Origin of the sequence: Nonomuraea sp. NPDC049695 (genome assembly GCF_040674955.1) — a bacterium.
Lineage (GTDB): Bacteria > Actinomycetota > Actinomycetes > Streptosporangiales > Streptosporangiaceae > Nonomuraea > Nonomuraea helvata.
This window is the reverse complement of record NZ_JBFANV010000074.1, coordinates 45257-55148: the sequence shown is the minus strand read 5'-3', so window position 1 is coordinate 55148 and position 9892 is coordinate 45257. Positions and strand designations below refer to the sequence as shown.

Annotated in this window: 10 protein-coding genes; 4 read left to right on the top strand and 6 right to left on the bottom strand. The window is 71.4% G+C overall.

Annotated features, from left to right (window positions below; genetic code table 11):
* Positions 1-120: 120 nt before the first annotated feature.
* Positions 121-558: an ATP-binding protein gene (locus tag AB0J64_RS42615; RefSeq protein WP_364041029.1), complete on the bottom strand. Its 438-nt coding sequence runs from the start codon at positions 556-558 to the stop codon at positions 121-123.
* A 94-nt stretch (positions 559-652) separates the two neighbouring features.
* Positions 653-1198 carry a helix-turn-helix domain-containing protein gene (locus tag AB0J64_RS42610; RefSeq protein WP_364041026.1) on the bottom strand — a complete coding sequence of 182 codons (546 nt, stop codon included), beginning with the start codon at positions 1196-1198 and terminating at the stop codon, positions 653-655.
* Positions 1199-1301: 103 nt separating this feature from the next.
* Between AB0J64_RS42610 and AB0J64_RS42605 the strand changes: the two genes are divergently transcribed.
* Both AB0J64_RS42605 and AB0J64_RS42600 read left to right on the top strand, forming a co-directional pair.
* Positions 1302-2873 carry an MDR family MFS transporter gene (locus tag AB0J64_RS42605; protein WP_364041023.1) on the top strand — a complete coding sequence of 524 codons (1572 nt, stop codon included), beginning with the start codon at positions 1302-1304 and terminating at the stop codon, positions 2871-2873.
* 79 nt (positions 2874-2952) lie between these two features.
* Entirely contained in the window at positions 2953-3894 is a 942-nt protein-coding gene (locus AB0J64_RS42600) for a GNAT family N-acetyltransferase (RefSeq protein WP_364041020.1), read from the top strand.
* Positions 3895-3944: 50 nt separating this feature from the next.
* On the opposite strand, the gene AB0J64_RS42595 is transcribed toward AB0J64_RS42600, so the two are convergent.
* Genes AB0J64_RS42595 through AB0J64_RS42580 form a run of 4 tightly spaced genes read right to left on the bottom strand, consistent with a single transcriptional unit; the run spans position 3945 to position 8555 of the window.
* A complete protein-coding gene (locus AB0J64_RS42595) occupies positions 3945-5237 on the bottom strand; it encodes an AAA family ATPase (protein WP_364041017.1) in 1293 nt (430 codons plus the stop codon).
* Positions 5234-6661: a hypothetical protein gene (locus tag AB0J64_RS42590; RefSeq protein WP_364041014.1), complete on the bottom strand. Its 1428-nt coding sequence runs from the start codon at positions 6659-6661 to the stop codon at positions 5234-5236. Before AB0J64_RS42590 ends, AB0J64_RS42595 begins: the two co-directional genes overlap by 4 nt.
* On the bottom strand, positions 6658-7788 hold the full coding sequence (locus AB0J64_RS42585; protein WP_364041011.1) for a hypothetical protein: 1131 nt from the start codon (positions 7786-7788) through the stop codon (positions 6658-6660). The genes AB0J64_RS42590 and AB0J64_RS42585 overlap by 4 nt, the downstream gene beginning before the upstream one ends.
* Positions 7785-8555 carry a hypothetical protein gene (locus tag AB0J64_RS42580; RefSeq protein WP_364041008.1) on the bottom strand — a complete coding sequence of 257 codons (771 nt, stop codon included), beginning with the start codon at positions 8553-8555 and terminating at the stop codon, positions 7785-7787. Before AB0J64_RS42580 ends, AB0J64_RS42585 begins: the two co-directional genes overlap by 4 nt.
* 165 nt (positions 8556-8720) lie before the next feature.
* Here AB0J64_RS42580 and AB0J64_RS42575 point away from each other — a divergent pair, with 165 nt between their 5' ends.
* Positions 8721-9158 carry a hypothetical protein gene (locus AB0J64_RS42575; protein ID WP_364041005.1) on the top strand — a complete coding sequence of 146 codons (438 nt, stop codon included), beginning with the start codon at positions 8721-8723 and terminating at the stop codon, positions 9156-9158.
* 79 nt (positions 9159-9237) lie between these two features.
* A complete protein-coding gene (locus AB0J64_RS42570) occupies positions 9238-9891 on the top strand; it encodes a TetR/AcrR family transcriptional regulator (protein WP_364041002.1) in 654 nt (217 codons plus the stop codon).
* Position 9892 lies beyond the last annotated feature (1 nt).

Sequence of the window (9892 nt, the reverse complement as noted above, 5' to 3'; positions counted from 1 at the left end):
TTTTGTTTTTTTTTTTTGTTTTTTTGTGTTTTTTCTTTGTGTCCTAGTCCTTTGGGGGGGGTTCTTGGGGGCCGCCATCTGAGATGGCCGCCCTAAGATCGCCGCTTGCAGGTAGTTGATCTAGGTGGCCATGAGGGACTGTCCAGCCGCTCCGGGGGCGTACCGCAGGCGCTTCTCCAGGCAGACCACTGCCCCGTTCTCGCGCCTGTTGGTGAAGCGGATGTCATCGGCGAGCGCATGCATGATCTGCATCCCGCGTCCGTGCTCCGAGCCGGGCTCGGGAGCCGCCATCTTGTTCGGGTCCTTGTCGAACCCGTTCCCGGTGTCGATCACCTTGATGATGCACAGATGATCGTGAACGGTCGCGCTGACCGTGTAGTCGTCGCTCGGCGCAGCGTGCCTGATCACATTGGAACAGGCCTCGGTGAGCATGAGCTCGATGTCGTCGCGTACTTGTGGTTCGACGCCGAGTGATCGCAGCGTGCCGTCCAACATCTGCCTGGTCAATGGGACGCTCGCCGCATCCCTGGGCAGCCGGAGCGCTATCGTGGCCTCCACCGCCGACTCCTCCTCCCAATCGGATGCGTGCAGGGATCCTCTGCCCTCCATCTGATGAGTCAATCGTCTCTTTAGACGTTCGACGTCCCAAGGGTCAGATCTCCAGCAGGCGCCTGGCCACCTCCAGGGCGGCCTTGTGGACCTCGTCCTCGGAGAGCTCGCCCTCCTTCAGCAGCCACTTGCCCGCGTGCACGGCGAACATCGCCAGCGAGCGGCTGATGCGCTCGACGGGCGTGGCGTCGGGGCCGCTCATCTCGGTCGCGAGATCCATCATCCTGTCGCGGATCTTGATGAGCGTCGGGTGGTCCCGCATCGCGGTCTGGTTGCGCTCCAGGAACCTCGCCACCTCGATGTGCCGGGTCCCTCTCAGCAGGTCGGCGTAGCGTTCGACCAGCTCGCGCCGTGTTTCCGTGGTCTTCGGCCGGCCCCTGAACCATTCGAGCAACTCGTCGAGCTCCGCCAGCCGGCTGTCGACCAGGCTCGCCACGATGTCGTCCTTGGTCTTGAAGTGGTAGTACAGGGCGGCCTTCGTCACCCCGAGCTCCTCGGCGATCTCCCGCAGCGAGGTCGCCTCGTAGCCCTGCTCGGTGAACAGCCTGAGCGCGACCTCCTGAATCCGGCTTCGCGTGTCTTCCCGCACTTCACACCTTTTCGACTTGACGGCCGGCAAGTAAGTATCTACCTTATTCTATGCTTGCCGGGCGGCAAGTAAGCAAGTCTGGAAACTCACTGGGGGGTATGTGGTGGCGGAGACAGCCGGACGGCGTCGCGAGGTCATGGTCGTCCTGCCGGGGCTGATGTTAGCGATGGTCCTGGCGATGCTCGACAACATGATCGTCGGCACGGCCATGCCGCGCATCGTCGGAGAGCTCGGCGGTCTGACTCACCTGTCCTGGGTCGTCACGGCGTACGTGCTGGGCACCACCGTCTCGACGCCGATCTGGGGCAAGATCGGCGACCTGTACGGGCGCAAGAACATCTTCATCATCTCGATCGTCATCTTTCTCATCGGCTCCGTACTCTGCGGCATGGCGGGCTCGTCGATGCTCGGCGGCCCGGACGGCGGCATGGGTGAGCTGATCGCGTTCCGCGCGATCCAGGGGCTCGGCGCGGGCGGCCTGATGGTCAACGTCATGGCGATCATCGGCGACCTGGTGCCGCCCCGCGAGCGCGGCCAGTACCAGGGCATCATGGCCGGCGTCATGTCGCTGGCGATGATCGCGGGCCCGCTGGTCGGCGGCTTCATCACCGACCACCTCGACTGGCGCTGGGCCTTCTACGTGAACCTGCCGATCGGCGCCGTCGCCCTGGCCGTCATCGTGCTCCAGCTGCACCTGCCCAAGCTGCACAGCAAGGTGCGCATCGACTGGGCGGGCGCGATCCTGCTGTCGATCAGCATCACCGCGATGGTGCTCATCACGACCTGGGGCGGCAACGAATACGCGTGGGACTCCTGGCAGATCCTCAGCCTGATCGCGGTCGCCGTGGTCACCCTGGTCGCCTTCATCGCGGTCGAGCGCAAGGCCGTCGAGCCGATCATGCCGCTGCAGCTCTTCGGCAACCGCAACTTCACCCTCATCTCGGCCATCGGCTTCCTGCTGGGCTTCGCGATGTTCGGCGCGATCAACTTCCTGCCGCTGTTCCAGCAGATGGTGCAGGGTGCCACGGCCACCAACTCCGGCCTGCTCATGCTGCCGATGATGGCGGCCGCGATGGTCGTGTCGCTGTTCGTCGGCAAGGCCATCACCTCGACGGGCAAGTACAAGATCTACCCGGTACTCGGCGGCATCGGCATGGCCGTGGGCATGTGGCTGCTGTCCACGATGGACGTCACCACGCCCGCCTGGCAGACCGGCGTCTACATCGCCGTGCTCGGCCTCGGCATGGGCTTCCTCATGCAGACCACGATGCTAATCGCGCAGAACAGCGTCGAGCAGAAGGACCTGGGCGTCTCCAGCAGCGCGACCACGTTCTTCCGGTCCATCGGCGGCTCGTTCGGCGTCTCGCTGTTCGGGGCGATCTTCAACAACCACTTCCTGTCCGAGCTGACCGACCGGTTCGGCGCGCAGGCGGCCGAGCGGGTGGCCAAGAGCGGCGGCAGGATGGACCCCGGGGCGGTCGCGCACATGCCTGCCCAGATGCGCACCGGGCTGCTGGAGTCGCTGGCGACCTCCATCTCCGGCGTCTTCTGGTGGGCCATCGCGTTCGCGGTCGTCGTGCCGCTGCTGGCGGCGTTCGTCAAGGAGATCCCGCTGCGCGGGGGCGCCCCGACGGCCGCCGCGGACGAGCAGGCCGTCACCTCGGCGGCCGGCTGACTCTCTTCCGCGGGCGCCGGCGCCGGCGCCCGCGGAAAACAGGAGGCGAGCGGCGGGCGTTTTGTGGACAATCGCCGCTATGCACCACACCCTCGGCCGCCCACGCGTGGACGATGCCCCGGCCATCCACGAGCTCATCGCCGCCTACGACACCGCGGTGATCGGTGCCCCCGACGTCACGCTCGACGACGTCGCAGACGAGCTGGCCGAGCCGGGCTTCGACCTCGGCCAGGACGGCTGGCTGGCCCGCGACGCGGGCGGCCGCCTCACCGCCTGGGCCTGGGCGCACCGCATCGGCGACGGCGACCTGGTGAACGTCCAGGTGATCGTACGTCCCGGGGTCGAGGAGGCGGACGAGCTGGCCGCCGAGCTGTGGCGGCTGGTGATCGGCCGGGCCCGCGAGCTGGGCGCCGAGCGGGGCCACGACCACGTCACCGTGGACCTCGACGTCTACCGCTCCGACGAGGCCAAGCAGACCCTGGCCAAGGAGCTCGGCTTCGAGCCCGGCACGAGCTTCCACCGCATGCGCGTCGACCACTCCGGCCCCGTGGACGCGCCCGCCCCGCCTGACGGGGTGACGCTGCACACGGGGGAGAGCGAGCAGGTGCGGCGCGAGGCGCACGGGGTGCAGCAGGCGGGCTTCGCCGAGCACTTCGGGTTCGTGCCGGTCGACTACGACTCCTGGTACGCGCGCCGGCAGGCGCAGTCGGTCAACGACTGGTCCCAGCTCACGCTCGCCCGCGTCGACGGCCGCCCCGCCGGGGTGGTGATCGGCAACAACCAGTTCCTCCCGGACGAGGAGTGCGGCTACGTGGCCATCCTGGCGGTCCTGCCGGGGTTCCGGGGCAGGGGCCTCGGCCGCTTCCTCCTGCGCCACGCCTTCGCCGCCGACGCGGCGCGGGGCCGTCGGGGCACGATTCTTCACGTGGACTCCAACAACACGACGCCCGCGCTGGGCCTGTACGAGTCGGCGGGCATGCACCCGGTCCTCGTCATCGACGTCTGGCGCCGCCGCCTGTAACGCTCAGACGGCCACCATCCGCCTGATACCCCACCCCACCTTCTGGGGCGTCAGACGCGGTGGCGGGACAGGTGGTCGAGGACCGACTGGTTGGCCTCCCACCCGTCCGGGAACTTGACCGGCACCCCCAGCTGCACCGGCTCAGCCGACGGGTGGGCGTCCAGGAGTTCGGCGATCCCCGCGCGGGCCACCACCACGCACGCGTGCCGGTGCCGGGACGCCAGCACGCACAGCCGCCCCGACTCCAGGTGGAAGGCCGTGGCGTCCCGGCGCCCCGAGAGCGGGTGGAGGACGACGGTCACGTCGTACTCGCGTCCCTGCAGGCGGTTGGCCGTGTCCACGGTGATGTCCGCGGGCACTCCGGCGGCCCGGATCGCGGCGACCTGGTCGCGGTGGGCGGCGCCGACGGCGATGCGGTCCGCAGTCACCGGGCGCTCGCCCTGCTCGGAGGAGGCCACGGCGCCCCGCTGCAGCAGCCGGGCCGCCAGCTGGGCCACCGCCTGCACGGCCTCCCCGTCCGTACGGACCGTGTGCCGGTTGGGCAGCTCCAGCAGCGCCCAGCCCGACCGGGCCGCCTCCTCCAGGGCACGGTCGTGCACGGTCCCCATGCCGCCGGTCATCAGCTCCAGCCGCCGATCCTCGAAACCGGTCCCCGACCGGAACCCGGTGAACGGGTAGAACGCCTGCGACACCACCGGCGCGGCCGAGGCGGGCAGCCGCCACGAGACCGGCAGCCGGTGCACCGGCAGGTCCGGGTTGTGCCGCAGCAGCACCGACACCGCGCTCTGCAGCGGATCCCACGACAGCCCCGACCACCGGTCCCCGTCCACGATCGAGAACGGGTCGAGCTGCCCGGGGTCGCCCACGAACAGCGCCCGCTCGAACAGCCCCGCGATCCGCAGCAGCTTGTCCGAGCGCATCTGGTACGCCTCGTCTACGATCGCCCACGGCCACACCCGGCCGCCGATCCAGGCCCACTTGTCGGCGGTGGCGATGACGATGTCCGGATCGCTGAGATCCTGGATCCGGGTGCCGACCCGGACGCCGGGCAGCTCCAGCAGCCGCAGCGGCGGCACGTACCCGCCGGCCGACAGCCGTCCCACGGTCAGGTGGGGGTGCTTCACGGAGATGCGGGTCACCAGGTCGTCGACCTGCTCGTTCGTCTGGGCGACGATCATCAGTGGCTCGCCGGTCGCCGCGATGTGCGCCGCCGCCCGTACCACCAGCGTGGACTTGCCCGCCCCCGGCGGCGAGTCGACCACCACGCCGCGGTGCCGGGGCAGGTCGGCGAGGACGTTCCTGATGACCTGCTCCGGGCTGCCGGGCTCTGGGCTGCCGGTCACGACCACTCCTCCTGCGCGTCCTCGTCGTCGGGTACGTACTCCTGCGGCGGCCCGCCGTGCGTCCACGGCGTCGCCTCGGTGTCGGGGAGGGCGGGGGAGCCCTGGAAGTCGTCCGTCAGCGAGGTGTAGCAGACGCGCTCCCCGATCTCGGGCACGGCTCCGGGCGCCGCCGTCCTGCCCCTGCCCATGCCTTTGGTGATCTTCAAGGTGACCAGGCCCTGGTCGGCCGAGACCAGCTCGGCGCCCTGGCCGCGGCGTTGCGGGGTGCCCAGGGAGGTGCCGGGCGCCAGGCGTACCGGGTCGTCGGTTTTGATCACCACCAGCGGGCGGAGCTTGCGTGAGCGGCCCTCGCCCTCGGTGTTGTCGGAGACGGTCTCGACGACCTCGCCCGCGAACGCCTCCCCGGTGAGCCGGTACTCGGCCATGACCAGAGGATCGTCGTAGGCCCGCTGCACGTCGTAGGCGGCCTGGGCGCGTTCCATGCGGGCCAGCTTGGCCGCGGCGGCGACCGCGCCGTCACGCCTCGGCTGCGGCGCCGTGCCCTCGGCGATGTGGGCCGCCATGCCGCTGAACGAGCCGCGGTCCTGCTCCCACCGCCCCGCCACGCCGGCCCCCTCGGGCAGCCCGGCGAGCAGGTCGATGGCCTGCCACATGAGCCGCCACGTGGGCTCCAGCTGCGTGCGCAGCGCCTCGGTGATCCGCTCGGCCGCGCCGCTCTCGATCGCCGGCGCCAGTACCTCCGCGTCGAACCCCGGATCGGTCGCGGGCCCGGCGGGCGGCCAGATCAGCGGGTCCTCGGCCTCGTCGCTCGGCCCCGTGGTGATCCAGGCGAGCAGCGCGGCCAGATTGGCGTCCTCCAGGGAGCTCTGCCCGCTCGCCCAGTGCCGCGCCAGCTCCTCGGTCGCCGCCGTCATCAGCGACGAGCCAGGGTAGGCCGCCCGCTCCCCGAAATAGGTCAGCCACCGCCCCAGCAGCGGCACCCCCTCGGGCACCGGATAGGGCCCGTCGGTGCGGCGGAACCGCGTCGAGCGGCCGAGCAGCCTGGCGAAGGCGACACCGCCCGGGTTGGGGACGACGATCTGCGGCGCGTCCAGCACCCGCTCGTAGGGGTCGGCGTTCTTGCGCTCCACCGTCTCGGTGTCGGCGATGAAGCTCTCGATGTACGGCAGCAGCACCCCGGCCAGGTCGGCGGCCCAGGCGAAGCGCAGGTCGCGGTTGCGCGGCTGGGCCACCACGAGCAGGTGCGGCCGTTCCCTGTCGGTGCCGAGCATGGCGGCCAGGGGAGCGGCGGCCTCGCCGGACAGCTTGAGCGGGATGAACACCATCGGCCGGTCCGACAGATGACAGTGTCTGACGGTCGCGACGGGCTGCGCGATGCCCTCGTCCAGGGCCCGCAGCCGCGCGAGCGAGGTCAGCAGACTCACGTTAGGCACTCCCTGCGCAGGCGTTCGGCGTTGCGGAGCAGCCGGGCGATCTCCTCCTGCCCGGCCGCGGGGTCGCGGGCGCCGTCGGCCAGCCCGAGTGCCTCCGCCACCGAGGCCACCCCGCCCAGCTCGTCGCGTACCTGCCTGCCGAGCAGGTCGGACGCGCCCTCCTGGCGGGCCTCGTCCCGGCAGAAGAAACACATGTCGCACGTGGACAGGCAGTCGGGCGCGTAGCGGGCGGTCGTCCTGCGCAGCGCGTCGGCCAGCTCGGCCACGGGCCTGGTGGGCCGGCCGTCCTCGCCGGGCCGCAGGTCGAACGTGAGGTCGTCGGGCAGCCCTTCGAGCAGCCGGTCGAGCGTCGTCATCCGGGTCAGCTGGCGGCGCAGCACGGCCAGCTGCTTGCGCACGTCGACCAGGGTCGCGACGGGCCGGTTGGCGAAGTTCTCGGGGCAGACCAGCACCACGTCGTGGGAGACCTTCAGCGGGTCGTGGCCGAGCTCCTCGAGGAGCGTGCGCAGCGCCAGCACGTACACCGCCGCCTGCCGCGCCGCCGCCGCCACCGCCGACGGATCGGCCTGCCCGTCGATCACCGAGAACGACTTGATCTCCACGATGTGGAAGCGGCCGCCCAGCTGGAAGGCCACCACGTCGGGCTCCAGGTAGGCGGTGTGGCCGGCGATCTCCAGGCTGAGCAGCGGATGGTCGTACAGCGTGCCCGCGTCCTGGCCCTCGCGCGCCGCCCGGTCGATCAGCGTGCGGGTGTGGGCGTGGCGCAGGTGGGCGCCGACGTTCTCGACGTCGTGGTAGGCGACCTCGGCGACCGGCAGGTCCAGCAGCTCGCGCAGCATGCGCAGCAGCTCCGCGCACCCGTCGGCCTTGACCAGCCCCTCGAACACGTTGCCGCGCGTGATCGCGAACGGCGACTGCCCGAACGGCGCGGGAAAGCCCAGATGCCGGGCAGCGGCGTCCTTGTCGATGCCGGCGCCGTCGAGGAGGGCCCGGCGGGTGCAGCCGGGGTTGGCGGCCAGGGCCGCGATGGCGCGGGCGTCGTGCGGGCGCGGCGGCGTCGTGCCCCGCAACGCGTCGAGCCGCTGTATGTGGTCGCCTTCGCGCTTCAAGCCGCTCACTCCGCCTTCTCCTTCTTGATCGTGCTCAGCGTAGCGGCGCCGAACAGGCGAGCCACGTCACCGAGCTGCGCCGCGGCGCGTTGGGCCAGCTCGGCGCGATCCCGCGTGTCGCGGTCGCCGTGCACGCGCAGCTCGGCGCGGGCCGCCTCGATGACCCGATCGGGGTCGGGCGGCCCCAGCGTGCCGTCGGTGGCGCCGGGGATGTTCCTGGCCATCCGGACGAGTAACCGGTCGGCCCGCCCGTCGGCCGACTCGTGCGAGGCCACCGCGATGGCGCAGGTGAGGAAGTCGACGCGCGGGCTGAGCGGGCCGACCACGCGCCGCTCCAGCGGCCAGGTGCTGAGCGTGAGCAGCCCGCGGGCGGGGGAGAGGCGGTCGGTGAGCGCGGCGCACAGATAGTACGGGCGCCCGTGCGGCGAGGACCTGAACGAGCGCTCCTCGTCCCTGCGCAGGCTGGTGAGCTGGGCGCTGCGGATCGTGCCGTCGAAGAACGCGGCGCTGACGGCCACGATGAGCCGCGGCTGGGCGCTCGCCCCGAGCAGCCGCAGCCCCTGGTGCACCTGCTCGCGCACGGTGACCAGGCGGGGCGGCTCGGGCTTGGCCTGGGGCTGCTCGCCGCTCACGAGGGCGTCCCATTCCCGCTCGGCGGTACGGAGCTCGGCGCGCAGCGCGCGGGCGGTGCCGCCGTCCTTGACCCGCATCGCCTTGCGCACCCCCGCCCGCAGCTCGTCGATCCGCCGTTCGAGATCGTCCAGCCGGTCACTCATGGTGGCGAGCGTATCAACAGTCCCAGTATTTTCCAGTAATTTCGCGATATAGCAGCCAATATGTGATCTACACTGTAAAGGCGGGCGCCGGCGATTCGCGAACACCGTGCGTAACCAAGGCGTCAGACGGGGACGAAAAGCCATGTGACTCGTGAGACTCGTCTTATGGTGGGAGGCGTCGCGGGCGTGGTCGCCCTCGTGCCCGTTTACTACCTGACCGAGGCGGCCGCCCGGGCGCTGCGGACAGGCAACGCCACCTTCGGCCCCGCCCCGGCGGCGCTGGCCTACCTGGCGGCGGTGGCCGTCATCGTCACCCTCCTGACCGCCTGGCCCGCGGCCGCCCTCGGCTGCGGCATCCCGCTGGTCGCCGCGGGCGCCGTGTTCGCGCTCGACCTCCCCGCCGCGCTCGGTGTGGCGGGGAGCCTGCCCTGGGCGGCGGCGGGCGGCCTGCCGTGGTCGCCACCTGACACCGCGCCGTGGGCCGAGCTGGCCGAGCCGCCCGGCACCATGGCGGGCATGACCGGCCTGTACACGCTCATCGGCGCGCTGCTGGTGCTCTCGGCACTGCTCCCCGGCCGGCTGCGGTCCCTCTTGGGCAAGTGACCGCCCCAGCCCGTCGTCCCGACCGGGTGCGCACCGGGCGGGTGACGGCGCGCGATCGGCGGCGGCCTATCCTGGGCGGGTGAGTGGACGGGACCCGGACCGGCGCAGGGTGCTGCTCGACGCCGCCGACCGGGCCATCCTGGCCCAGGGCCCCGAGGTCTCGATGGCGGCCATCGCCGCCGAGGCCGGCATCACCAAGCCCATCCTCTACCGCCACTTCGGCGACAAGAGCGGCCTCTACCAGGCGCTGGCGGACCGCCACGTCCGCACCGTGATCGCCCAGCTGCGCCCGGTGCTCGCCGCGCCCGGAGCGGACCTGCGGAGCAGGGCGCGGCGCACCATCGGCGTCTACCTCGACCTGATCTCGGCCAACCGCGACCTCTACCGGTTCCTGTTCCACCGGGCCAGCTCCGAGGACCACAGGATCCGCTCGCACATGACGGCCCTGGTCAGGGGCCTGGGGGAGGAGCTCGGCGGTCTGCTCGTCGCCGAACGCGTGGTGCCGGAGCCGACGAAGGCGCAGGTGCTCGGGCACGCGTTCGTCGGCATGGTGCAGACGACCTGCGACTGGTGGCTGGAGCATCCCGAGGTGGACCGCGCGGAGGTGGTGGAGGGCCTGGTGGACGTGGTCGCCGCCGCTCTCGGCCCCCGAAGCGCCGCCGCCCTCGGCTCCCGGGGCGCCGCCGTCAGCCCCCGAAGCGGGACAGCTCCCCACGCCGCCGGGCGTACCTGAG

Coding starts and splice junctions, on each gene's coding strand:
- AB0J64_RS42575 (WP_364041005.1), top strand. CDS start 8,721: ATGGTGGGAGGCGTCGCGGGCGTGGTCGCCCTCGTGCCCGTTTACTAC.
- AB0J64_RS42580 (WP_364041008.1), bottom strand. CDS start 8,555: ATGAGTGACCGGCTGGACGATCTCGAACGGCGGATCGACGAGCTGCGG.
- AB0J64_RS42600 (WP_364041020.1), top strand. CDS start 2,953: ATGCACCACACCCTCGGCCGCCCACGCGTGGACGATGCCCCGGCCATC.